Annotated in this window: 21 protein-coding genes and 3 pseudogenes; 11 read left to right on the forward strand and 13 right to left on the reverse strand. The window is 68.2% G+C overall.

Annotated features, from left to right (window positions below):
* From ACQ5DX_RS08875 to ACQ5DX_RS08905, 7 genes and pseudogenes are all read left to right on the forward strand, one after another.
* Positions 1 to 911: pseudogene (locus ACQ5DX_RS08875) on the forward strand (urea amidolyase associated protein UAAP1).
* Complete coding sequence (locus ACQ5DX_RS08880; protein WP_430332278.1) at positions 908 to 1,573, forward strand: urea amidolyase associated protein UAAP2; 666 nt, start codon at positions 908 to 910, stop codon at positions 1,571 to 1,573. The pseudogene ACQ5DX_RS08875 and the gene ACQ5DX_RS08880 overlap by 4 nt, the downstream one beginning before the upstream one ends.
* Positions 1,570 to 3,556 (forward strand): annotated as a pseudogene (locus ACQ5DX_RS08885) (5-oxoprolinase/urea amidolyase family protein). Before ACQ5DX_RS08880 ends, ACQ5DX_RS08885 begins: the two are co-directional and overlap by 4 nt.
* 131 nt (positions 3,557 to 3,687) lie before the next feature.
* Positions 3,688 to 5,190 carry an MFS transporter gene (locus ACQ5DX_RS08890; protein ID WP_430335593.1) on the forward strand — a complete coding sequence of 501 codons (1,503 nt, stop codon included), beginning with the start codon at positions 3,688 to 3,690 and terminating at the stop codon, positions 5,188 to 5,190.
* Between the two features lie 23 nt (positions 5,191 to 5,213).
* Positions 5,214 to 5,771, forward strand: a complete 558-nt coding sequence (locus ACQ5DX_RS08895; protein WP_430332279.1) for a TetR family transcriptional regulator — start codon at positions 5,214 to 5,216, stop codon at positions 5,769 to 5,771.
* Positions 5,772 to 5,913: 142 nt separating this feature from the next.
* Positions 5,914 to 6,333, forward strand: coding sequence for a hypothetical protein (locus tag ACQ5DX_RS08900; protein WP_430335594.1), 420 nt, complete (start codon positions 5,914 to 5,916; stop codon positions 6,331 to 6,333).
* Positions 6,334 to 6,569: 236 nt separating this feature from the next.
* A complete protein-coding gene (locus ACQ5DX_RS08905; RefSeq protein ID WP_430332280.1) occupies positions 6,570 to 7,514 on the forward strand; it encodes a LysR substrate-binding domain-containing protein in 945 nt (314 codons plus the stop codon).
* Here the strand turns inward: ACQ5DX_RS08905 and ACQ5DX_RS08910 are convergent.
* From ACQ5DX_RS08910 to ACQ5DX_RS08940, 7 genes are all read right to left on the reverse strand, one after another.
* Positions 7,490 to 8,329 carry an MBL fold metallo-hydrolase gene (locus tag ACQ5DX_RS08910; protein ID WP_430332281.1) on the reverse strand — a complete coding sequence of 280 codons (840 nt, stop codon included), beginning with the start codon at positions 8,327 to 8,329 and terminating at the stop codon, positions 7,490 to 7,492. The genes ACQ5DX_RS08905 and ACQ5DX_RS08910 overlap by 25 nt on opposite strands.
* Positions 8,330 to 8,350: 21 nt before the next feature.
* Positions 8,351 to 8,677, reverse strand: a complete 327-nt coding sequence (locus ACQ5DX_RS08915; protein WP_430332282.1) for a hypothetical protein — start codon at positions 8,675 to 8,677, stop codon at positions 8,351 to 8,353.
* 6 nt (positions 8,678 to 8,683) lie between these two features.
* Positions 8,684 to 9,229 (reverse strand): hypothetical protein, encoded by a 546-nt coding sequence (locus ACQ5DX_RS08920; RefSeq protein WP_430332283.1) that lies wholly within the window; start codon positions 9,227 to 9,229, stop codon positions 8,684 to 8,686.
* Positions 9,230 to 9,494: 265 nt separating this feature from the next.
* The gene (locus tag ACQ5DX_RS08925) at positions 9,495 to 10,328 is read right to left on the reverse strand and encodes a F510_1955 family glycosylhydrolase (protein WP_430332284.1); all 834 of its coding nucleotides are present in this window, start codon (positions 10,326 to 10,328) and stop codon (positions 9,495 to 9,497) included.
* A gap of 179 nt (positions 10,329 to 10,507) precedes the next feature.
* The gene (locus ACQ5DX_RS08930; RefSeq protein WP_430332285.1) at positions 10,508 to 10,834 is read right to left on the reverse strand and encodes a hypothetical protein; all 327 of its coding nucleotides are present in this window, start codon (positions 10,832 to 10,834) and stop codon (positions 10,508 to 10,510) included.
* A 96-nt stretch (positions 10,835 to 10,930) separates the two neighbouring features.
* Positions 10,931 to 11,461, reverse strand: coding sequence for a hypothetical protein (locus tag ACQ5DX_RS08935; RefSeq protein WP_430332286.1), 531 nt, complete (start codon positions 11,459 to 11,461; stop codon positions 10,931 to 10,933).
* Positions 11,458 to 11,835 (reverse strand): BlaI/MecI/CopY family transcriptional regulator, encoded by a 378-nt coding sequence (locus ACQ5DX_RS08940; protein ID WP_430332287.1) that lies wholly within the window; start codon positions 11,833 to 11,835, stop codon positions 11,458 to 11,460. The genes ACQ5DX_RS08935 and ACQ5DX_RS08940 overlap by 4 nt, the downstream gene beginning before the upstream one ends.
* A gap of 765 nt (positions 11,836 to 12,600) precedes the next feature.
* On the opposite strand from ACQ5DX_RS08940, the pseudogene ACQ5DX_RS08945 reads away from it, so the two are divergent.
* Together ACQ5DX_RS08945 and ACQ5DX_RS08950 are read left to right on the forward strand one after the other, a co-directional pair.
* Positions 12,601 to 12,969 (forward strand): annotated as a pseudogene (locus ACQ5DX_RS08945) (M23 family metallopeptidase); the annotation flags it as partial.
* Positions 12,970 to 13,644: 675 nt separating this feature from the next.
* The gene (locus tag ACQ5DX_RS08950; protein ID WP_430332288.1) at positions 13,645 to 13,986 is read left to right on the forward strand and encodes a hypothetical protein; all 342 of its coding nucleotides are present in this window, start codon (positions 13,645 to 13,647) and stop codon (positions 13,984 to 13,986) included.
* A gap of 271 nt (positions 13,987 to 14,257) precedes the next feature.
* Here the strand turns inward: ACQ5DX_RS08950 and ACQ5DX_RS08955 are convergent, their stop codons facing one another.
* The 3 genes from ACQ5DX_RS08955 to ACQ5DX_RS08965 form a co-directional block, all read right to left on the reverse strand.
* Positions 14,258 to 14,623 (reverse strand): hypothetical protein, encoded by a 366-nt coding sequence (locus tag ACQ5DX_RS08955; protein ID WP_430332289.1) that lies wholly within the window; start codon positions 14,621 to 14,623, stop codon positions 14,258 to 14,260.
* A 66-nt stretch (positions 14,624 to 14,689) separates the two neighbouring features.
* On the reverse strand, positions 14,690 to 15,445 hold the full coding sequence (locus ACQ5DX_RS08960) for a hypothetical protein (RefSeq protein WP_430332290.1): 756 nt from the start codon (positions 15,443 to 15,445) through the stop codon (positions 14,690 to 14,692).
* Between the two features lie 31 nt (positions 15,446 to 15,476).
* Positions 15,477 to 15,842, reverse strand: coding sequence for a RidA family protein (locus ACQ5DX_RS08965; RefSeq protein ID WP_430332291.1), 366 nt, complete (start codon positions 15,840 to 15,842; stop codon positions 15,477 to 15,479).
* Positions 15,843 to 15,947: 105 nt separating this feature from the next.
* On the opposite strand from ACQ5DX_RS08965, the gene ACQ5DX_RS08970 reads away from it, so the two are divergent.
* On the forward strand, positions 15,948 to 16,973 hold the full coding sequence (locus ACQ5DX_RS08970; RefSeq protein WP_430332292.1) for an Rv2578c family radical SAM protein: 1,026 nt from the start codon (positions 15,948 to 15,950) through the stop codon (positions 16,971 to 16,973).
* A 6-nt stretch (positions 16,974 to 16,979) separates the two neighbouring features.
* Here ACQ5DX_RS08970 and ACQ5DX_RS08975 read toward each other — a convergent pair whose 3' ends face one another.
* The gene (locus ACQ5DX_RS08975; protein WP_430332293.1) at positions 16,980 to 18,131 is read right to left on the reverse strand and encodes an acetyl-CoA C-acetyltransferase; all 1,152 of its coding nucleotides are present in this window, start codon (positions 18,129 to 18,131) and stop codon (positions 16,980 to 16,982) included.
* 174 nt (positions 18,132 to 18,305) lie between these two features.
* On the opposite strand from ACQ5DX_RS08975, the gene ACQ5DX_RS08980 reads away from it, so the two are divergent.
* Positions 18,306 to 19,448 carry an AI-2E family transporter gene (locus ACQ5DX_RS08980; RefSeq protein WP_430332294.1) on the forward strand — a complete coding sequence of 381 codons (1,143 nt, stop codon included), beginning with the start codon at positions 18,306 to 18,308 and terminating at the stop codon, positions 19,446 to 19,448.
* Positions 19,449 to 19,508: 60 nt separating this feature from the next.
* On the opposite strand, the gene ACQ5DX_RS08985 is transcribed toward ACQ5DX_RS08980, so the two are convergent.
* Together ACQ5DX_RS08985 and ypfJ are read right to left on the reverse strand one after the other, a co-directional pair.
* Positions 19,509 to 21,041, reverse strand: a complete 1,533-nt coding sequence (locus ACQ5DX_RS08985) for an AMP-binding protein (RefSeq protein WP_430335595.1) — start codon at positions 21,039 to 21,041, stop codon at positions 19,509 to 19,511.
* Positions 21,042 to 21,120: 79 nt separating this feature from the next.
* Positions 21,121 to 22,062, reverse strand: coding sequence for a KPN_02809 family neutral zinc metallopeptidase (gene ypfJ, locus ACQ5DX_RS08990; protein WP_430332295.1), 942 nt, complete (start codon positions 22,060 to 22,062; stop codon positions 21,121 to 21,123).
* Positions 22,063 to 22,128: the final 66 nt, after the last annotated feature.

The following is a 22,128-nucleotide window of genomic DNA, read 5'->3' on the forward strand; positions in this document are numbered from 1 at the left end:
GTGACCACCCGCAAACTCGCCGACCCGTCGAACGACACCTCCACCACCGCGGCCGCCCGCGCGCACGCCCGGGCCCAGGCCGGAACCCGAACCGACGCGATGCCAGTGCTGCCCGCCTCGGACTGGCCCACCCCGCCCGCCGGCGTCACCGCCGACCGTCTCGTCTGGGCGGAAGCCGTTCCCGGCGGTCGGTACACGTCGAAGGTCCTGGCCCGCGGCACCCGCCTGCGGCTGCGCGACCTGGACGGCAATGCGTGCGCGCACCTGCTGCTCCACCGCGCCGACGCGCCGTGGGAACGGCTCAACGTCGCCGACACCGTCAGGTTCCGTGGCAGGCGTACCTGGGGGCCGGGCACCCGTTGCTCTCCGACGCCGGGCGGGTCCTCGCGACCGTCGTCGCCGACACCTCCGGCCACCACGATGCGCTGTGCGGAACCACCAGCGCGACCACGAATCGGGAGAAGTACGGGGCGGGGGCGCTGCACTCCGCCTCGCCCGCCGGTCGAGAGCTGTTCACCGTCGCCGCCGCCAAGCACGACCTGCAGCCGCGGGACCTGCCGCCGTCGCTGTCGTGCTTCCACGGCGTGCTGGTCGAGCCCGACGGGTCCCTGACCAGCACCGGAACCGCGGGCCCGGGGGTCCACGTGGACCTGCTGCTGCACCTGCCGGTGATCGTGCAGATCGCGAACACGGCCCACCCGCTCGATCCCTCACCCGAGTTCGGGACCACGCCGCTCGAGGTACTCGCGTGGCCCGCACCCGACGACCTCGCCGTCCTGCCGAACGACGATCCCGAATACCGCCGCGCCGTCCTCAACACCGAGGACGCCTGGGCCGCACTGCACGGTGCGGCACTGCACGGTGCGGCACTGCACGGTGCGGCACCCCGAGAAGGAAAGGACGCCCGATGACCACCCTGCTCCCCGCCGCCGAAGAGCTGGCGCTCGTGCCCGGTGACGTCGTCCTCGACCAGACGGTGGCCCCGCGCTGCCCCTGGTCGGCGGTGATCGCCGTCGGCGACGTCCTGACGATCGTCGACCTGCACGGCAACCAGGCCGTCGACACCCTGATCTACGCCGCCGGGGGCCGTTCCCGGCGGTACTCCGCCGCCGCGACGGTCGTCGGGCAGCGAAACCTGTTCCTCACCACCGGCAGCGTGTTGCGGGCCGACGACGGCGGTCCGCTCATGACGATCGTCGCCGACGAGGTCGGCAACCACGACACCGTCGGTGGTGCGTGCTCGCAGGAATCGAACACGCTGCGCTACGGGCACCACACCGGACACCAGCACGCGTGCGTCGAGAACTTCCTGGCCGAGGGCACGCGGTGGGGCCTCGGCAAGCGGGACCTCGTCTCGAACATCAACTTCTTCATGAACGTGCCCGTCGACGCGGACGGGTCACTCGGGATCGTCGACGGGCTGTCCGCACCCGGCAAGCGTCTGGCGCTCCGTGCGGACGTCGACGCGCTGATGCTGGTGTCGAACTGTCCGCAGATCAACAACCCCTGCAACGGTTTCGACCCCACCGCGGTCCGCATGATCGTCACCCGACCGGTGGAGGTGCGGCCATGACCGCCAAGTGCACCGTCCTGCGGCCCGGCATGGGCACCACCGTCCAGGACTACCCGGGCCGGGCCGGCTACTGGCAGATCGGGGTGCCGCCGTCGGGGCCGATGGACGACCTGTCCTTCCGCCTCGGCAACGTGGCGCTCGGAAATCCGGAGGGCGCCGCGGGATTCGAGGCCCTCATGGGCGGACCGGCGCTGCGCTTCGACGAGCCCACCTACGTGTGCGTCACCGGGGCACCGACCCGGGTCACCGTCGACGGCGCCGTGGCCCAGCAGTGGCGTCCGGTCCGGGTTCCGGCCGGGGGAGTACTCGACGTAGGCGCCGTCGCGGGTCCCGGGCTGCGGGTCTACGTGCTGGTCGCCGGCGGACTCGATGTGCCCGAATTCCTCGGCAGCGCTTCGACGTTCACGCTGGGACGATTCGGCGGTCACGAGGGGCGAACGCTGCGGGAGGGCGACGTGCTCGCTCTCGGCGATGCGCCGGGGTCCGCACCGTGGCCGGTCCCGTCCGAGGCGGTTCCGGCACTGTCGCAGCACTGGGACATCGCGGTGACGGAGGGGCCGCACGGGGCCCCCGAATTCTTCACCCGCGCCGACATCGACGTGCTGTACGGCACCGACTACGAGGTGCACTTCAACTCCGACCGCACCGGGGTGCGGCTGAACGGGCCCAAACCGGACTGGGCTCGGCCGGACGGTGACGAGGCTGGGCTGCACCCGTCCAACATCCACGACAACGCGTACTCCGTCGGCACGCTCGACTTCACCGGCGACACGCCGATCCTGCTGGGACCCGACGGGCCCAGCCTCGGCGGCTTCGTGTGCCCCGTGACGGTGGTGGCGGCCGATCGTTGGAAACTCGGCCAGCTGGCCCCCGGCAACACGGTGCGGTTCGTGCCCGTGCGGTCGGCGCGGGCGGCGTCCAAGCGTGAGCTCGGTGTCGGACGGCGCGCGGCGCTGCCGGCCGTGCTCTCCACCGGAGGCGACGGCGACGACGGTGTCCTCGCTCGCCGCGACGGCGACACCCCCGTCACCTACCGGCGCTCCGGCGACGACAACGTCCTGGTCGAGTACGGGGACATGACGCTGGACCTGGGGCTGCGGGCCCGCGTGCACGCACTGCACCAGCGGCTCGAGGCCGAACGTCCGGCCGGGCTGCTCGACCTGACACCGGGCATCCGATCCCTGCAGGTGCGCGTCGACCCCGACGTCCTGCCGGTCGCGACCCTGCTCGGGCTCCTCGCCGAGGCGGAGGACCGGATCCCGGCGGCGAACGAGCTGGTGGTGCCCAGCCGGACGGTGCGGATGCCGCTGTCGTGGGACGACCCGGCGACCCGGGAGGCCATTGCGCGTTACATGCACGGTGTGCGTGCCGACGCGCCGTGGTGCCCGTGGAACATCGAGTTCATCCGCCGCATGAACGGGTTGGGCTCCGTGAACGACGTCTTCGACACGGTCTTCGGCGCCGACTACATGGTCCTCGGACTCGGTGACGTCTACCTGGGCGCTCCGGTCGCCACCCCGCTCGACCCGCGGCACCGGCTGGTGACCACCAAGTACAACCCAGCTCGCACGTGGACACCGGAGAACGCCGTGGGTATCGGCGGGGCGTACCTGTGCATCTACGGCATGGAGGGTCCCGGCGGCTACCAGTTCGTCGGCCGCACCACGCCGGTGTGGAACCACCGACACCCGCAGCAGGCGGGGCCGTTCGAGGACGGGACGCCGTGGCTGCTGCGCTTCTTCGACCGGATCTCGTGGTACCCGGTCGGCCCCGACGAACTCCTGGACCTGCGGGCCGATCTCGCCGCGGGCCGCGGGTCGGGCGGGGTCGAGATCGCCGACGGAAGACTTCTCGCTCGCCGATCACGAGCGGTTCCTCGCCGACCACGCCGGTTCGATCGAGGCGTTCCGGGCGAAGCAGGCGGTCGCGTTCGGAGCCGAGCGCCGGCGGTGGGCCGACGCGGGCGAGTTCGCGCGGCGCTGACGCATCGGTCACATCTCCCTCGGAGTGGGACGGCGATTTGCCCGCGCGTGGTGAATGGGTGTTCACTCTCGGGTGAACGCTCATTCACCATGTTGCGGTGGCCGTCCTTCGACAGCCGCCGACCGCTCCAGATGTTCGGAGATGATCCATTGGCCGCACGTCCCGTCGCCGCTCCGCTCCCGCAGGAGGAGACCGCCCCACGCCGATCGAGCGCGCTGATCACGGCCGTTCTCTGCCTGTGCGGCACGCTCGTCTCCCTGCAGCAGACGCTTGTGGTGCCCCTGCTCCCGGACCTGCGGCACATCCTGAACGTGAGCGCCGACAACGCGTTCTGGCTGGTCACGGTCACGCTGCTGACCGCGGCGGTGGCCACCCCGATCGTCTCCCGCCTGGCCGACATGGTCGGCAAGAAGCGCATGATGCTGGTGTCGATGGCGACCATGGTCAGCGGCTCGTTGCTCGCCGCGATCGGCGGCACGTTCGTCACGGTGCTGATCGGCCGCGGCATGCAGGGATTCGCGTCGTCGCTCATCGCGGTCGGTATCGGAATCCTGCGGGACGAACTGCCCCGCGAGAAGGTGCCCGCCGCAACGGCACTGATGAGCGCGACCCTCGGCATGGGCAGCGCGCTGGGCCTGCCGCTGGCCGGCGTGATCTACCCCCACCTGGGGTGGCATGCGATCTTCTGGATCTCGGCGGCCGCCGGCGCAGTGATGCTCACCGCGGTCGCGATCGTCGTCCCCGAGTCGAAGGTCCGCTCGCCGGGGCGATTCGACGTCCTCGGTGCGATCATCCTGTCCGTCGCACTCGCGGGCCTGCTGCTGGGCATCTCGAAGGGCGGCGCCTGGGGTTGGAGCAGCGGGCGCACCCTGGGCTGCTTCGCGCTCGCCGTGGTGGTGCTCGCGATCTGGGTTCCCTACCAGCTTCGGGTGACCGATCCGATGGTGAACCTGCGGACGTCTGCGCGGCGTCCGGTGCTGCTGACCAACATGGCGTCGATGATCGTCGGATTCGCGATGTTCGCGAACATGCTCGCAACCACGCAGCAGTTGCAGATGCCGCAGAGTACCGGCTACGGCTTCGGGCTCAGCGTGCTGACCGCCGGGCTGTGCATGGTGCCGGCGGGCCTGTCGATGGTGGTGTTCTCGCCGCTGTCGGCGAAGATCACCACCCGGTTCGGTGCGCGCATCACGCTCATCACCGGCGCGCTCATCCTCGCAGTCGCGTACGTGATCCGGTTCTCCTTCAACGGGTCCGTCGCGTTGATCATCCTGGGCGCCATGGTGGTCAACATCGGCACCGCGATCACATACTCGGCCATGCCGATCCTGATCATGCAGGCGGTGCCGATCACCGAGACCGCCGCGTCGAACGGCCTCAACTCGCTGCTGCGCTCGATCGGAACGTCGACGTCGAGCGCCGTCGTCACCGCGCTCCTGACCGCGATGACGGTGGAGATCGCCGGTGTCCCGCTGCCCACGTTGGGTGCGTTCCGCACGGTGTTCGCCGTCGCCGGATGCATGGCACTGCTCGCGGCCGTGGTGGCGTGGTTCATTCCCCGCATGCCCCGCACCGTGCGCACGTCCACCGTCGTCGAGGCCGCGGCGGGGGCCCAGGTCGAGACGGCGTCGTGACTGCCGTGACTAGGGTTGGTCGGGTGAGCGGAAAGTCCACGCGGGACAACATCATCGACGCCGCCCGTCGGCTGTTCGCCGAACGCGGCTACACGGCCACCACGATCAAGGACGTCGCCGAACTGGCGGGCTACTCGCCGGCGATGGTGATGAAGATGATGGGCAGCAAGGCCGAGTTGTACAAGGCGGCGGCGCCGACGCTGCCGTCGGCCGCCGACGATCCGCACGTCTGCGAGGACGAGGCGCCGGGCTACCGCCTGGTGCGCAACATCGTCGAACGGCGTGACGCCGACGAGTCGGAGCCCTGGGTGATGATGCCCCTGCTCATCCACGAGGCACCCGACCGGGAGGCGGCGCAGACCGACGCCCGCGAGCGGTACATCCGCGGCATCTCCGGCAAGATCGGCGACACGTCCGACGACAAGCTGCCCACCCAGATGGTCGTGGCCGTGCTTCTCGGACTCGCCAGTGGCATCCGCACCGTCGGACTCCTGCCCGCCGAGTCGATCGACACCGAGGACCTCGTGCGGCGGTACGGCGCCGTGGTCCAGTCGATCATCGACAGGATCGCGACGTCGTAGCTGCTGCACCGACATCGGTGGGGACCGGCGCCGCCCAATCGGTCTCACGCCGAGATTCCTCGGTGCATCTCGACAGCGGCGACGGCGCTCCCAGGGGAGGATGGGCAGCATGCCTCGTTCCGGACCACAGGAGATCGCCGTGATGAATCTCGTTCGCAGATCGGCCGTCTGCGCGGCTATCGTCGCCGGACCGGTTCTGGCGCCGGTGGCGGTGGCCTCCGCGGCGGTGACGGTTCCCTTCCAGATCGACCCGGCCCCCTTCGGGAACCCGAACGGCAGCTTCGATGCGCCCGCGGTCCGCTGTGCGGCCGTGGTCGGCGAACAACCCGGCGCGGTGACGATCACCGGCGACAAGGAGGGGCGGTGGGGATGTCCGCTCTCGTCCGAGGTGCGCTGGCTGAACCTGTCGACCGGCGCGTCCGGCTCCGCCCGGCTGTCCGACGGGCTGGGCGGAATCCCGGCCGAGACGACCTTGCCGACGGGGGCAGGGCAACTGGCCGTCGCCGTCCTGCCCGCGGCAGGCACGATCACCCCGGGCTTCGCGGTCTTCTACGTTCCGTAGGTCCCGTCAACTGCGTCGAGCTACCGGTGGTGGGGAACGTGCCGCGTGTCGAGCCGCCGAGTGTGGTGCCGAACGTGGTGGCCGCTGCTGACTACGAACGTCATGCCACCGCCCACTGGGCCGTCTACCTTGACCATGAATCAAGGCAAGATGACCCAGCGCCACGAAACAGCCGTTGCCATCGCACAGTTGAGAGCCTCTTGTTTACAATAGGTCAAGCCTCGAGGAGGGCGCCTATGCCGGCTAGACAGATCCCCAGCACCTCGACGTTGTTGGCCTTCGAGGCTGCGGCACGCCATAGCAGCTTTTCGCTGGCAGCCCAGGAGCTGGTCGTCACCGACGGGGCGATCAGCCGCCAGGTTGCGCGGTTGGAGGCGTTCCTGGGGGTGTCGCTGTTTCTTCGAGGCGGTAACCGCGTGGAGCTGACAGCGCACGGGGAGCGCTATGCAGAAGAGCTGGGGCGGTTGCTCGTGTCGTTGGAGCAGTCGACGTTTCAGGTGATGACCACACCGCCGCAGCAGCGAGTGCTCGAGCTCGCATCGATCGGGACCTTCGCCACCAGATGGCTGATACCGCGACTTCCGTTGTTCTTGCAGGAGCATCCAGACGTGGTCGTGAATCTCAGCACACGAAATGATCCGTTTGTGCTGAACGGCAGCGTTTTCGATGCCGCGATCACATTCGCCCATCCCGCTTGGGCCGGCGCCGAATCACGGCACTTGTTCCGAAGCTCCCTGATCCCGGTGTGCGGACCTGCTCTGCTGCAGGGCTACAGCGCGGATTCCGCGATATTTCCGGGACTGCCGTTGCTGCACAAGACCACGACGCCCGAGAGCTGGCGCGACTACTCGCGTGAGTTCGGGATTGATCTTCAGGACGCGACGGCCGGAAGCCGCTTCGAGCAGTTCTCGATGCTGATCGAGGCGGCTCTTGCCGGTCTTGGTGTGGCGCTCGTCCCTTATCTCTACGTCGCCGACGAAATCCGCACCGGGAGACTCGTTTCAGTTGGGCCACCCGGACAGCAGGTAGGCAAGGACTTCATCCTCGTCACCAACTCGCGGAGCTCCCGCACCGAACTGCTCGACGAGTTCTCCGATTGGATGGTGGAACAAGCCGAGCCGGATTCGTCCCTCGCTGCGTCGGAAGCTACAGCCACTCAGCCCTCGTCACTGATCGAGTAGCCGGTATTCGACCGCTCGACCCGGGCGAATCCCCGATCATTCAGATGCGGACCAGCAACAAGCAGGTGCTCGGTGCTGACCATCTCGAGCACCTGGGAGCGTGTATCGGCGGCACGGGCTGGATCGTTGTCCAGCGTGACCGATGCATCGGGCCGCGCTACTTGGACGGCCGGAAAGTGCACAGTGTCGCCCCAAAAGAACACACTCTGATCTTCGGAGTTGACGAGGTAGCCCGTGTGGCCATCTGTGTGGCCGGGAAGCGGAACTGCCGAAATGCCGGGCAAGACTTCGCCCTCCTTGAATGTGCGCAGCCTGCTGCCATAGGCGTCGAGGGCTCGGCGGGCGATCTGGAAGTTGCCGCGAGCCCGTTCGTTCGCGCGTGCAAGGTTTCCGTCGTCCTGCCAGAAGGCAGCCTCGCGCTGGTGAATCAGTAGTTCCGCGTTGGGGAAGACGACTTGTCCCGACCCGTCGAGGAGGCCACCGACGTGATCGGGGTGTGCATGCGTGAGAAGAATCGTGTCTATCTCCGAAGGCTGCACCCCTGCCAGCGGCAGGCAGGCCGTCAAACGGCCACCCCAGTGCTTGATGCCGCCCGCCCCGGCGTCCACCAGGACGGTGCGGCCGGCGCCACGCACCAGATAGCTGTTGATATGCATGGGGGACTGATCGTTCAGCCCACCTCGCTGCTGCAACTCGGATGCCTCGTCGTGATCGACGTTCAGGAGAAGGTCCAGACTCGCCGGCAGGTATCCGTCGCTGATGGCGGTGACGGTGTATTCGCTGATCTTCTCGGTGGGAAATGAAATGTCTGTCATGTTCAGCCTCGCTCAGTTTCGCTAGTTGCGTGCGTGAATGTGCTGCTTCGCGAAGCTGAAGCAGCGGATGCGGGCGGTAAGGCCCGCGGTGTCGGTGATCGCGTCATCGATCTGTTGCATGAAGCGGTCCATGACCGCGGGCGGACGAAACAGCTCCTCGCGGAACAAGATTTCGGCGAATACCGGGTGACCTCGGCCCGGTCGCACGGGCAGGTAGACGATGTGCACGTTCTCGAGCGCAGCCTGCAACGTGCCCGTGCAGAGCTCGGTGCACTGTTCGGTGAGCCGTTCCAGTGTCTCGTCCGACGGCATGGCTCCGGAGTCGATATACAGCGTCAGGTTCGGCATGCCGGACTACCTCTTCTCGGATGCCGCCAGAGACGATGCAGTCCTGAGCTGGGGAGTCAGGGCCACATAGACGTCGACGTCCTTCGGCAGGCTTTGCAGGAGCGGGAAATCAGTGCTCGCCGTCGTGGCCAGCCAGCGCTGTTCCGGGTTCTTCTCCATCGCGACGGCATACATGGCATGTGGCGCGAGTCCGAGCTGCGTCAGACCCTCCGGGCCGGTCGAGCTCAGTACCAGGTACTCGCCTGCGGCCACGTCGGGTGCGCGGTCGAGTCCGTCATAGAGGTTGCGGTGCCAGTCGGTGATGTCGGGCTGCCAGCGAGCGAAGTTTCCGCCGCCCTTCTCCCTGTACTCGTCCCCGTTCAGGAGCTCGAGGCCGTCGATGGTGTGAAGGGCAAGGTAGACCGGACATCCGGTGCTGATCGCCTTGAACCGCTGCGAGGTGTGGAACCCGGTGACGGAGATGAGTGCCGGCAGCTTGCGGTCGGAGTAGAACTCGTTCCACTCGTCCTCTCGTGTCGGCTCGGCAAAGCTGCACTCAACGGTGTAGATCATCTGAAACACGCTCCTGCTATGACTGATGCTCAAATCATAGGTCGGAAAGTGGCTCAAAAAGGGGCGGTCAGCGCGATAGTTTGGCAGTTGAGATTGACCATAAATCAATCCAAGCGTAGTCGTGTGATTTCGACATCCGACATTGTCACCGGGCTTCGGAGGCTATCGAGGGCCGTCAGTGGCGCATCCATTGTGCCGCTCCGCGTTCCCGTGGACGGAACGGTCGGCGCGGTCGGTCCAGGCGGTGCCGGCTCGGTCGGCGCGATCAGCGCAAGGTGTGCAGTACCTGCGCGGTTGCCGCGTAGGCGGTGTCGTAGTCGAGCGGGGTCAGCGCCTCCACCTCGCCGACCCGGGTGAACTCCTCCCAGGCGCGGCCGTCGCGGCTGCGCCACGCATTGCCGTCGACGTCGATTCCCCACAGCGCACCGTCCCGCCCGGCCGCGAGGAGATCCAGATGTGGAGCGCCGGCGACGGGCGTGAACGTCACCGCCGCGTCGACGCTGAGCTGCAGCCCCTCCGGCGTGGCCGCCCACACTCCGCCGGCGTTGACCGCCAGCGCCCACGTGGTCAGGGGTGCGCCCGGAGTCCACGTGCGGCCGTCGTCGGTCGACACCCGCAGGCCTGACGACGTGTCGACCCCGACGAGCAGTTCGCCGTCCGTGGCGAGGGCGTGGAAGTCGACCTCGCCGACCTGCGAGCGCGGCTCCCATGTCACGCCGCCGTCGCTGCTCAGGGCGAGCCCCAACGGGTCGGGCGCATCGCTCGACGGGCCGGGATGGCCGGACGAGAACAGCGTGTCGGTGCCCGGGACGCCGGTGAGCCCCATCAGGTCGTCGTCGGATGTGCCCACGCGAGTGGTGTTCCCGGACGGGGCGAGCGCCAGCAGGCCCGAGTGCGTTCCGGCGAGAACCGAACCGTCGGCGTCCACGTGCAGACCGTGCAGGTGGTCGAGTTCGGGGTTGAGCGCAATCGTCGCGCGGCGCGGATCGATCGGAGGTGTCGAGGTTTCCGCCTCGGACTGCGGCTCGCTGGTGCAGCCACCGACCAGCAGGGCCGCAGCGGTGATGAAAGGCAGAGCGACACTTCGGAATCGGATCATCGGGTTCTCTCGTCATCGGGGGAGTGAAGGGCGTCGGTCGATGTGTGGGGGCGGTCGTCATTCCGCGCTCGTCGTGATGGATGTGTGCCGGGGCGCCGTGACTACGTACCTACGTAGTAGGTTAGTAGATAATGCATCGGAGTGCCCGCGGCGTGCGGAAGCGCCTGGTCACGGACGAATTACACGAGTGCGGTGAGGCACAGCATCCGCCCCGCGAGCATGAGCACCGAGGCGGCGAGCGGAAGGCCGGTCAGCGCGACGATCGTCGCGGAGAGGACGGCGCGGGTGCGGGCGCGGTCGAGCGCGCCCGGCGGCGACGCGAGCCGGTCCGCCCGGTCGAGCACCGCGACGTTTCCGGCGCCCAGCGCCCCTGCAGGTGACGGTCCCGTGAGTGCGATCAGGCCCCGCAGCAGGGCGTGCGGGCTGTGAGTGCGTGTCGCCCGGTCGTCGGCGCACATCTCGAGCAGGCGCGCGACTTCCGTTGCCCCGGTGGTGAACAGCCTCACCCGGGGGACGCTCGCAGCCAGCGCGCGCACGACGGCGAGAACCTGCGGGTGTCGACCCGCGAGGTGGGCGCGCTCGTGCGCGAGAACCGCACCGAGCTAGCGGTCGTCGAGGACGTCGAGGGCGGCGCTGGTGACGACGATCGCGTGCGGGCGACCGGCGACGCAGTATGCCGCGCGCTGCGGTGCGTCGAGCACGACGGCGTCGCGTCCGACGATCGGCCGGCCTACGAGGCGGGCGGTACGGGCGTGGCCGTGAGTGCTGCGGCGGCTGGCGGACAGGTTGCGGGCGAGGCGGATTCCCGCGACGCCGGTGGCGACCACCGCGGCGGTCGCCACCGCCGCGGTGCCGTATCGCGCGGGGGATCCGGGGTGGTCGCCGAGAAGTAGATTCGCGAGGTGCTCGCACGCCTCGGTCAACGGGTTGCCCGGTCGGGCGGCTCGGGCGAGATCGACAGCGGCGATTGCGGCGGCGGCAATCGTGACCGCCACGACCGATCCGATCGCCGCGAGCCAGGCGACGACGCCCAGGCGGGGCGCGGTGCCCCGGCGAGTGAGCCTGGTCAGCACGCGCGGCGCCACGACGGCGACAGCCGCCGCGTAGCCGAGCAGGCAGATTGCCGCACTCATCGACGGTCCCCGGGCGGCGTCAGCCGCTCGAGAGCCGTCCGCAGGCTCGCGGACTCCTCCTCGGTCATCTGCTCGATGAAATGTGTGAGCACCACATCGGATCGACCACCGTCGTCGAAGGCGTCGCGCATCAGGCGTGCGGTGTGTTGTTCCCGGGTGAGCGTGGGCCAGTAGCTGAACGCCTTGCCGACGCGTTCGCGCTCGAGCCAGCCCTTCCGGTGCAGGTTGTCCATCGTGGACATCACGGTCGTGTAGGCGATCTCGCGTTCCTGGACGAGTTCGTCGAACACCTGCCGGACGGTCGCGGCACCGTCCCGGCTCCAGAGGCGGTCCATCACGACGGCTTCGAGCTCGCCGAATCCGCGTACGCGCACGCTTGCCTCCCGATATGGTCGCTTCTCAGGATACGACGCCGGGTTTGCCCGGGCCGCCGCTCGAACCAGGGGTCGCAATCCGGCCACGGAATTCCGACGCTTTGTTACGTTCTACGTACCTAGATAGTAGATGGGGTGCGGTGCGGTGCACCGCCATCCAAGTCGAAAGGCGGATCCGACTAGATGCCGTTCCTTCGTGTCGCGTCCCGGCCGAACCGGTCCGTGACGATTCCGGTGCGCGGCGGCGGGTGCGCGGGCGGCAGTTTCGGTCGGTTTTGTTCTCGGGTCCGTGTCAATCGTGGCGACCCGGTAAACGTGCTGGTCGCGGCGTTGTCCGCCGTTGATTCGGGTCACCGGGGGAGTCGCCGCCAGCGCTGTTCGAGTTGCGCGCAACGCCCGGATATGGAAGTTGTTCCTCTCAGCGATTCGTAGCGAGTTCTGTCCGATGCGGTTCTTCCGAACCGATCAAACGCTCGACGAAAGGGTGTGGGAATGGGACGTTCGAAGTGGCAGTTGGGAATCCGGCGGATAGCCGCCGGAGCCGTGTCGGCCGCGGGGTTGACCGCCGCCCTCGTGATCGGTTCCGGATCGACGGCGGCCGCGCAGCCCGCGCTCCCGCCGATCGGTTCGGCGGACGTTGCGCAGTTCTTGAACGATGCCGCCGGAATGGTGGAGAACGTCGCGGGAGCCGTCCGGAGCCTGCAGAGCCTCGACTTCGGATCGAGTTCCGGACTGCCGTTCGGCAGCCTCGGGTTGGGTGGCGTGGTCCGCCCTGCATCGGGACCCATCACGACGCGTTTCGGCGGTGGGCACCAGGGCATCGACATCGCCGCCCCGATGGGCGCGCCGATCCTCGCCGCGGCCGACGGCACCGTCATCAACGCCGGCCCGGCATCCGGGTTCGGTCTGTGGATCCGGATCCGTCACAACGACGGCACCGTCACCACCTACGGCCACAACGACGTCAACTTCGTCTCGGTGGGGCAGCGAGTGTCCGCCGGACAGCGGATCGCGAACGTGGGCAACCGCGGCAACTCGACCGGTCCGCACCTGCACTTCGAGGTCGATCTGCCCGGCGGCATCAAGACCGACCCGATCCCGTGGCTGGCGGCGCGCGGCGTGTTCATGTTCTGACCCACGGGTGCTCGTGATCGAACGGCGCGGGACGCCCGTCGAGTGGCACTCGGCGGGCGGCCGGCCCGCGGCCGGTCACGTCGTGGTCCCAGTTGGGTGGAGTCGTCGCTAGACTGTCGGGCGCTATGGCGTTGTTTGTTCATGTCACCTCGGAGCGGATCGCGCAGCGCGTCCGCCGAGTGGGTTTGAAGGCGTTGAGCGCAGCGCCTCGGATGAAGGCCGCTGGTGGAAATGCCGGCAGCGCTGATCTGCTCGCCAGAATCGATGGACGTGGTGTTTATGCGTTCCCGCGGGTCGAGTCGTACGTGCTTACGCATCAATGGGTACGCGAGATCGCACGGTTTCATGTGCGTCAGCCGCTTGTGGCGGTGACCTTCCGAATCCCGGACGACGAGTTGGTTGCGGTCGGCCGCTACGGCGACCGGGCTCGTCCCCGCAGTGCGGCGGAGGCTGTGGCTGCTGTGCGGCGCTTGGACGATGCTCGTGGCTGGGAGGTGTTCGTGCCCAGGGGCATCGACGCCAGCGAGATCAGTCGGATCCGCCCGGCGCCGCGTAATACGGGGTGGCGATACTCTCCCGATGCACATGGGACGGTGCCATGTACGTGTGAGGGATGCGCGCCGTACGGCGGGTACGGGGCGGCCCGGTTGCGTGAGCGTAGGCCGCATGCGCTGGATGGCCCGTTCGAACCGCGACACGTCCTTCTGGCTCAGCTTGCCGATGCAGCAGCGGCCGGACACCATGCGGCGGTCGCCGAATCGATCCGCCGAATCGATCCGCCGGATCGGACTCGCCGGCGGCCGTCAACGTTGGCACGGCCCCATCCGCGAACTCTCCGCGTACGCGACCTACCCGGATGTCTCTGTGCGGCATGAACTCGTCTACGCCATCGCCAATTGGCGTACGCCCGGCGTCGATGATCTCCTCACCCGGCTTGCCGCAGACGTCGACGTCGGTGAATCGGCAGCGTGGATCCTCTCCAGGCGCCGCCAGACGGGTCGAACGCAGGCGCAATAGCTTCCGGTGGACTGTTTTCAGCTCGATCCGTGGTGGCAGACGCATCAGGTCCCGCTCTCGCAGAACTTGCAAATCATCAATCCGGTTCCGACCGCGCCGGGGCAGCTTCGGGGCTCGGTGTCCATGGGCTCGTCCTGACACGCATCCGCCACGTCAACCCCACGCCGGCCGGTCATCTTCGGTCATCGGAAACCGTGCCATTCACCCACCCTGTTCGACGAAAAGTCAATGGGGCGTTGGCGATCGACAAGTCGTCAGGACCGTGTGGGAGTTACGGGGCTCCCAGAATTCCGTAGCTGACATACCGGTTGCCCCATTCGAGGTAGGCGTCCGACGTGGCGTGGCCGCGGTTTACGTCGCTCTGCCACTGGTAGATCGGGTGGTCGGGCAGAAGTGTGCCGACACGTTCGAAGGTGTTGTACCTCGTGAAGCTCGGCGACCGCCTATCGCTCAGCTCGTCGAGACTGAGCTGTGGAGTGTTGCTCAACATGTAGGTCCGCCCCAGGGACTTGATCCGCTCGGGCGGCGTGAAGATGTTGAGGCTGTGATAGACGAACGCCACGGACAGATAGGCTGCCACGACGACGGCAAGCGCCGACGTGCCAACCCTGCGTGCGCGACGGAGCGGAAATGTCATGGCGCACCGTAACAAACTGGGCATTGCGCCCTGTCCGAAACCAAATGGGGACTACCACTTTCATCATCATCGACCGGACGAGGCTGGAACATTCAGACTGTGTTGGACGCTGCCGACGATCGGCAGGCGGGCGATGGCGTAGTGGGCCTCGGCTTTCGATGCTCCGGACCGGGTGAGCGGAATCGATGGGCGGATGGCGCGTCCATCGCGGTCGACCAGCCACAGTAGCGGGCATGTCGTTCCGGGGGTGCAGTGGCCGGACGGCGGTCGGCGAGTCTTTCCGAACCAGGCCTCGATCCACCATCCCTGCGGATCCGAGTGCTCGGATAGTGCGGTCAGCAGTTCACGAAGGTCACCCTCGCGGTGTACTTCTTCCACTACCTCTGTTGTTCCGGCGGGTTGCTGCCCGTCTGCGGCGAAGTACGTTCTGCCCGAACCGCCGGCGCACGTCACGACGGCCACCGGATCGAAACCTTCTGGGACGACACCGGGTTCAGGTGGTGTGAAGGTTTGCGGCGCCGGTGGCGGGAAGTGACCCGGGAACATGCCTGGATCCAGACAGGTCACCTCTGCGGCCACCTGCGCCGCGTCGGGACGTTTCGGTGGCCGTTCGTGCAGATAGATCACTCCGGCACCCGCAAGGCCTGCTGCCAGGGCAACTACGCCGACATCCCGAGCCTTCATCGGGCTCACGATATCGACGACGAACGCTCGCGTGAGGACATTGCGACCACAAGAAGCTGGGATCGGCGCGACGGCGGCGTCGAAGCCAAGGTGAGTCACGAGGGATCGTCGAAACGACTCGGACCGTCCGTCGGACACTGCTCGACGGACGGTCCGAGAATCGGAAGGCTCAGTCGGCGACGACGGCGTCGGCCTCGATCTCGATGAGCAGGTCGGAGTCGATCAGGGCGCTGACCTCGAGGATCGTCGTGGCGGGACGGATCTCGCCGAACACCTCACCGTGTGCGAGCGCGGCCTCCTCCCACTTCGACATGTCCCGCAGGTACATCCGGGTGCGGATGACGTCGGACAGCGACGCGCCGGCGTCGGTGAGGGACGCGGCGATGGTTGCGAGGGCGCCACGGGTCTGCTCCTCGAGGGTGGCGCCGGGCGACGTCGTGCCGGACACGGCGACCTGGTTGCCGATGCGCACCGCGCGCGAGTAGCCGATCTTGGGCTCCCACTCGGAACCGGACGAGATGTTCTTTCTGGTCATGGGCAGATTCTGTCAGGCGGGTGGGGGCGTCTTTCGCGCGCACCGTTCGAACACGATTTCGAGGATTCTGTTGACACGGGTTCGCACGCGTGTTCGACTGGGTTCATGAGGTGGCAGGGGCAGACGCTCGACGCGACGGACGACGCGCTCCCGGGACTGGAACGGGCCGGGCTGATGCGTAGTGTCCGGACGCCCGAGTTCGACGGGATCACGTTCCACGAGGTGCTGTGCAAGAGCGCGCTCAACAAGGTGCCCGAGGAATCATCGCTGCCGTTCCGCTTCACGGTCAACACTTTTCGTGGATGCACCCATGCGTGTCGGTACTGTTTCGCGCGTCCCACGCACGAGTACCTGGACCTCGATTCCGGGCGCGACTTCGACACCCAGGTCGTGGTCAAGATGAACGTCGCGGCGGTGCTGCGCAAGGAGTTGGCGCGCCGATCGTGGAAGCGCGAGCACGTGGCGCTGGGAACCAACACCGACCCGTACCAGCGCGCTGAGGGGCGCTACCGGCTCATGCCCGCGATCATCGGGGCGCTCGCGGAATCGCGCACGCCGTTCTCGATCCTCACCAAGGGCACTCTGCTGCAACGGGATCTACCGCTGTTGCGTCAGGCGGCCGAGCAGGTGTCGGTCGGCATCGGGGTGTCGCTCGCGATCCACGATCCCGAACTGCAGAAGGCCGTCGAGCCCGGTACCCCGTCTCCGAAGGCGCGCCTCGACCTGATCCGGTCCGTCACCGACGCGGGTCTGCCGTGCAATGTCATGGTCGCGCCGGTCATTCCGTACCTCACCGACTCGACCGCGCACCTCGACAACCTGCTGTCGGCGATCGCCGACGCCGGAGCCACCGGCGTGACGATCTTCCCGATGCACCTGCGCGGCAGCACCCGAGGCTGGTTCCTGAACTGGCTTGCGTCCGAACACCCGGCGCTGGTGCGGCGGTACCGGCAGCTGTACGGCCGGGGTGCGTACGTCACCCCGGAGTACAAGACGTGGCTCAAGGCGCGGGTCGAGCCGATGGTCGAGAAGTACGGGCTGGGCGGGCGTTCCGAACACCGCGACACGCCCGCCCCCGAGCGGCGCGAGCTCGTGGGGGCCGGCGCCGCGCCCGACCCCACGCTGTTCTGAGCGGGCTCAGCCGAGTCGCTCGACGATGAGCACGTTCGCGGTGCCGCCGCCCTCGCACATCGTCTGCAGCCCGTACCGTCCGTTGGTCCGCTCGAGCTCGTTCAGCAGGGTCGAGAACAGCTTGGTTCCCGTGGCGCCCAGGGGATGTCCGAGTGCGATGCCGCCGCCGTTGACGTTGACCCTCGCGGGGTCGGCGCCGGTCTCGGCCAGCCACGACAGCACCACCGACGCGAACGCCTCGTTGATCTCGATGGCGTCGAAATCGTCGATGGACATGCCGGTCTTCGCGAGCGCGTACGCGGTCGCCGGAATGGGCGCGCTGAGCATGAAGATCGGATCGGCGCCGCGCACGCTCATGTGGTGAATGCGTGCGCGGGGAACCAGATTGTGCGTCTTCGCCGCCGATTCGGAGGCCACGAGCACAGCGCTGGCGCCGTCGGCGATCTGGCTGGCCAGCGCCGCGGTGAGGCGCCCGCCCGGCCGCAGTGGCTGCAGCCGCGCCATCGCCTCGAGGCTGGTCTCGCGCGGACCCTCGTCCACCGCGACGTCGCCGACCGGCGCGATCTCCCGCGCGAACCGGCCCTCCGCGATTGCCGCATGCGCCCGTTCGTGGCTGCGAAGCGCCCAGCGCTCCATGTCCTCCCGGCTGACGCCCCACTTCTCGGCGATCAGTTCGGCGGCGCGGAACTGCGACACCTCCTGATCGCCGTACCGGCGGGCCCACTCGGTCGATCCCGAGAACGGGTCGTCGAACCCGAATTCGCGGCCCACGGTCATCGCCGCCGAAATCGGGATCCGGCTCATGTTCTGCACACCGCCCGCGAGGATCAGGTCCGAGGTCCCGCTCATCACCGCCTGTGCCGCGAAGTGCAGCGCCTGCTGGCTCGATCCGCACTGCCGATCGACCGTGGTGCCGGGGACCTCCTCGGGAAGTCCCGCCGCCAGCCACGACGTCCGGGCGATGTTGCCCGCCTGGCCGCCGATCGCGTCGACACAGCCGAAGACGACGTCGTCGACGGCGGCCGGATCGAGATCCGTGCGGCTCATCGCGGATCGAATGATGTGCGCGCCCAGGTCGATCGGGTGGATCGAGGACAACGCGCCGTTTTTCCTACCGACGGGGGTGCGGACTGCATCGATGATGTACGCCTCGGTCATGACACGCTCCTCGCTGCGATTAATCAGTTAGATGATTTATCTATACCGCAGGAAGGTGGGTACGTCCAGACATGGCGACGTTCGATCGGTCGGCTGCGTGAACCTCCACTGAATCCCGCTGCCGGGGGTAGGTTCCCGCGGTAGGGCAGCAACCGTCACGGGGTGGAGGGTGCGATGAGCGGCGACGACTCGCAGGCCGGCCCGGACGGGTCGGCCTCGGTCGCCGACGACAACCGCAGGGCGAATCTGCGCTCGTTGCGGGTGGCGCTCGTCTACGTCCTACTGGCGGTTGCGGCGTACCAGATATCGGGGTGGCTGTTCCATCACATTCGTGGATTCCTCGGCATCCTGTTCCTCGCGTGGCTGGCCAGTGTCACCATCGAACCGGTCGTCGACCGCCTCGAGCGCGCCGGTCTGCGGCGCGGAGTCGGAACCGGGTTGGTGCTCGTCGGGACGATCGTCTTCGGGATCGGATTCATCGCGATCTTCGGTGCACTGCTCGTGGAGCAACTCGCACAGTTGCTGGGCGCCCTGCCGGACGCACTCACCCGCATCACGGACTGGTCGAATCGCAAGTTCGGCACCGATTTCGCCACCGGCAAGGACCTGATCAACATCACGCCCGAGACGGTCCGGGACCTCGCCGAGAAGTACACCCCCGGTGTCCTGGGCGTCGTGTCGACATTGGTCGGCGGTGTGTTCCAGGCGGCGACGGTGCTGCTGTTCGTCTTCTACATGTCCGCCCAGGGGCCGCAGCTGCGGCGCACCATCTCGAGCTGGTTCCCGGCGCGGCAGCAGAAGATCATCGCGACGGTGTGGGAAATCTCGGTCGACAAGGCCGGCGGATACGTCGTGTCCAGGCTGATACTCGCCGCGATCAGTGCGGTCGTCACAGGACTCTTCTTCCTGGTGATCGGCGTGCCGTACTGGCTGCCGCTCGCGATCTGGACCGGCGTCGTATCCCAGTTCATCCCGACTCTCGGCACGTATCTGGCGATCGGGCTACCGGCGATCATCGCCGCGGCCGCGCAACCCCTCGACGGGTTGTGGGTGGTGCTGTTCGGAACCGCGTACCAGCAGATCGAGAACTACCTCCTGCACCCGCGCGTCACCTCGCGCACCGTGTCGATCCATCCGGCGGTCGCCTTCGGGTCGGTCATCGTCGGGGCGTCGCTTTTCGGCGCGATCGGTGCGCTGGTATCGGTGCCGGTGGTGGCTGTGATCCAGGCACTCGTCGAAACCTACGGCCGCCGTTACGAACTCGTCCAGCAAGCGGAGACCGAGCCGGAAACCGGGCAGGCGGACGAATCCGACTGATCGCGTCAGTGGCCAGTCAGCGGCCAGTCAGCGGCCAGTCAGTGGCCAGTCAGTGGGCCGTCAGTGGGCCGTCAGGTACGGCGCCCGCAGCACACGCTTGCTGAGCTTGCCCATCGTGCTGCGACCCAGGTCGTCGCGGAACTCGATCGCGCGCGGCACCTTGTAGCCGGCGAGGGCGGTGCGGCAGAACTCGACGAGGTCGGCTGCCGCGGGCGCGCGGTCGGGGGAGCGGGGGACCACCAGTGCCAGCACCGATTCGCCCATGTCGTCGTCGGGCACCCCGATCACCGCGACGTCCGCGACGTCGGGGTGGGTGAGCAGGGCGTGCTCGATCTCCGCCGGGTAGATGTTCACGCCGCCCGAGATGATCATGTCGGTCTCGCGGTCGGTGATGAACACGAAACCCTCGTCGTCGACGTAGCCGCCGTCGCCGAGGGTGAACAGTCCGGGACGGATCAGAGCCTCCGACGTCTTGCGTGCCGCGCCCAGGTAGGCGACCGATCGGCCGGAACGCTCCTCGAACGCGAGCCTGCCCTCGGCGCCCGGCGGCAGTTCCGTCCCGTCCGCATCCACGGCGACGGCCCGGACGAACGGCGGCCGCACCCGCCCGACGCTGCCCGGTCGAATCAGCCAGTCCGCCGACGAGATGCCGCAGAGCGGACCGGATTCGCTGCCGCCGTAGGAATCGAACAGCACCGGCCCGAACCAGTCGATCATCGCGCGCTTGACGTCGTGTGGGCACGGCGCGCCGGTGTGGGTGACCAGCCGCAGCGAGCCCACGTCGTAGCGGGCACGGACGTCGTCGGGCAGCGACAGCAGCCGGTGGAAGTGCGTCGGCACCATCAGCGATGTCGCGATCCGGTGCCGGTCGATCGTCGCGAGCACCGCCTCGGCGTCGAACTTCTCGAGCACCGTGACCGGCATTCCGCACCCGACCAGGCGCACACCCCCGAGCGGCCCGGTGTGATGGAGTGGGCCGACAACCAGGTGACCGGGCCACTGCGCGAGCGGCAGCGATCGCATCGAGCGCACGTACTCGTCGACCGTTGCGCCCGGATCGGGGCTTCCCGCAAGCGCGTTGACGCCCTTTGGGGTTCCGGTGGTGCCCGACGTGTACGACAGGAAGGGCAGCGCCGGGACGTCGGACGGCGGATCGTCCTCGGGCGCCGCGTCCAGCCACTCGTCCCACCGCGTCACACCGTCGGGCGTGCCGTTGTCCGCGCAGCGCCAACCCACCACCAGCGGCACACCCGCCAGTCGTGCCGCCTCGGCGCCGACGGCGGCGTTCTCCGGCCCGACGAACAGTGCCGCGGACCGCGAGTCGTCGAGGATGTACGCGAGTTCCGGGGCGGTCAGGTGGAAGCTCGCCGGGACGGGGGAGCAGCCGGCATGGATGATGCCGACGTGCGCCAGGATCGTCTCCGCCGAGTTGCGTGCGAACACCGCGACCCTACGGTCGGGGCCGAGCGCGACCCCGCGCAACGCGTTGGCCACACGATTCACCGTCGCGTCCACGTCCGTCCACGACAACTCGACGCGGCTGTCGCGCAGCGCGATCTCGTCGGGCGCCTCGACTGCGCGCTCGCGATGCATTCTCGCCACAGCTGGCCTCCTGGAAGTGTCGTTGGAACAGCGCTCGGCGACTGCTGTCGGACAGGCTATGTGGGACCGCTCAGCGCAGTGCGATGGGATTGTTCAGATCGCGCGCCGAGTAGGTGTTGCACGCGCTGACCTTCCCGGTCTTGTAGCCGGTGAGAAACCACCGCTGCCGCTGGTCCGACGAGCCGTGTGTCCAGCCCTCCGGGTTGACGCGCGCGCCGGCGGAGCGCTGGATCCGGTCGTCGCCGACGGCCGACGCGGCCGACAGCGCGTCGCGGATGTCGACCTCGGTGAGCGGGTTCAGCAGGGGCACACCGCTGTCCGGGCGGGGCTGGGAGGACGCGTAGTGCGCCCAGACCCCGGCGTAGCAGTCCGCCTGCAACTCGGTGCGCACGGCCTGCGAGGTCGCACCCCGCGGATCCTGCTGCGCGCGACCGATGTCGCCGAGCTCGTTCTGGATGTGGTGCCCGAACTCGTGGGCCACTACGTACTCCTGCGCGAGCGCGCCGTCGTTGGCACCGAACCGGTCGGTGAGGAGTTGGAAGAAGCTGGTGTCGAAGTAGGCCGTCGAGTCGGCCGGGCAGTAGAACGGGCCCACGTCGCTGGTCGCGTTGCCGCATCCGGTGCTCACCGCACCCGAGAAGAGGCGCACCTGCGGCGCCACGTACTCGACCCCGGTCTGGGTGGGCAGCTGCGCGCCCCAGACGTCGTCGAGGCTGTGGACGGTGTAGAGCACGCGGCAGTCGACGTCCCGGTTGGCGTCCACGCCGCTCTTGCACTTCTCGGCGAGGCTTCCGCTGACGGCACTGGTCCCGGCGTCGATCGGCGTTCCCGTCGCCCCGGACAGTCCGCCGAGGATCGAGCCGGGATCGCCGCCGAGGAGCAGCGCGAGGATCAGCACGACCAGGCCGCCGGCGCCGCCGCCCAGTACGAACTTGCCGCCGCGTCCGCCCCCGCCACCACCACCGACGGAGACCCGTCCCGCATCGACATGTGCGCCGTCGTTGAATGTCATCGCGGTTGTTCCCTCATCCGAATCTGGCTGTGCTGGTCGTTACAGCCTTTCAGTAATCCGGGATGC

The organism is Rhodococcus sp. ACT016, from assembly GCF_050477185.1.
In the GTDB taxonomy this organism is placed as follows: domain Bacteria; phylum Actinomycetota; class Actinomycetes; order Mycobacteriales; family Mycobacteriaceae; genus Prescottella.

What these genes read in the sequence shown, in the direction of transcription:
- ACQ5DX_RS08890 (WP_430335593.1), top strand. Translation starts at nt 3,688, where the DNA reads ATGTTCGGAGATGATCCATTGGCCGCACGTCCCGTCGCCGCTCCGCTC.
- ACQ5DX_RS08970 (WP_430332292.1), top strand. Translation starts at nt 15,948, where the DNA reads ATGAGGTGGCAGGGGCAGACGCTCGACGCGACGGACGACGCGCTCCCG.
- ACQ5DX_RS08965 (WP_430332291.1), bottom strand. Translation starts at nt 15,842, where the DNA reads ATGACCAGAAAGAACATCTCGTCCGGTTCCGAGTGGGAGCCCAAGATC.
- ACQ5DX_RS08910 (WP_430332281.1), bottom strand. Translation starts at nt 8,329, where the DNA reads ATGACAGACATTTCATTTCCCACCGAGAAGATCAGCGAATACACCGTC.
- ACQ5DX_RS08905 (WP_430332280.1), top strand. Translation starts at nt 6,570, where the DNA reads ATGCCGGCTAGACAGATCCCCAGCACCTCGACGTTGTTGGCCTTCGAG.
- ACQ5DX_RS08950 (WP_430332288.1), top strand. Translation starts at nt 13,645, where the DNA reads ATGGCCCGTTCGAACCGCGACACGTCCTTCTGGCTCAGCTTGCCGATG.
- ACQ5DX_RS08920 (WP_430332283.1), bottom strand. Translation starts at nt 9,229, where the DNA reads ATGATCTACACCGTTGAGTGCAGCTTTGCCGAGCCGACACGAGAGGAC.
- ACQ5DX_RS08925 (WP_430332284.1), bottom strand. Translation starts at nt 10,328, where the DNA reads ATGATCCGATTCCGAAGTGTCGCTCTGCCTTTCATCACCGCTGCGGCC.
- ACQ5DX_RS08975 (WP_430332293.1), bottom strand. Translation starts at nt 18,131, where the DNA reads ATGACCGAGGCGTACATCATCGATGCAGTCCGCACCCCCGTCGGTAGG.
- ACQ5DX_RS08955 (WP_430332289.1), bottom strand. Translation starts at nt 14,623, where the DNA reads ATGACATTTCCGCTCCGTCGCGCACGCAGGGTTGGCACGTCGGCGCTT.
- ACQ5DX_RS08880 (WP_430332278.1), top strand. Translation starts at nt 908, where the DNA reads ATGACCACCCTGCTCCCCGCCGCCGAAGAGCTGGCGCTCGTGCCCGGT.
- ACQ5DX_RS08980 (WP_430332294.1), top strand. Translation starts at nt 18,306, where the DNA reads ATGAGCGGCGACGACTCGCAGGCCGGCCCGGACGGGTCGGCCTCGGTC.
- ACQ5DX_RS08900 (WP_430335594.1), top strand. Translation starts at nt 5,914, where the DNA reads ATGAATCTCGTTCGCAGATCGGCCGTCTGCGCGGCTATCGTCGCCGGA.
- ACQ5DX_RS08915 (WP_430332282.1), bottom strand. Translation starts at nt 8,677, where the DNA reads ATGCCGAACCTGACGCTGTATATCGACTCCGGAGCCATGCCGTCGGAC.
- ACQ5DX_RS08935 (WP_430332286.1), bottom strand. Translation starts at nt 11,461, where the DNA reads ATGAGTGCGGCAATCTGCCTGCTCGGCTACGCGGCGGCTGTCGCCGTC.
- ACQ5DX_RS08985 (WP_430335595.1), bottom strand. Translation starts at nt 21,041, where the DNA reads ATGCATCGCGAGCGCGCAGTCGAGGCGCCCGACGAGATCGCGCTGCGC.
- ypfJ (WP_430332295.1), bottom strand. Translation starts at nt 22,062, where the DNA reads ATGACATTCAACGACGGCGCACATGTCGATGCGGGACGGGTCTCCGTC.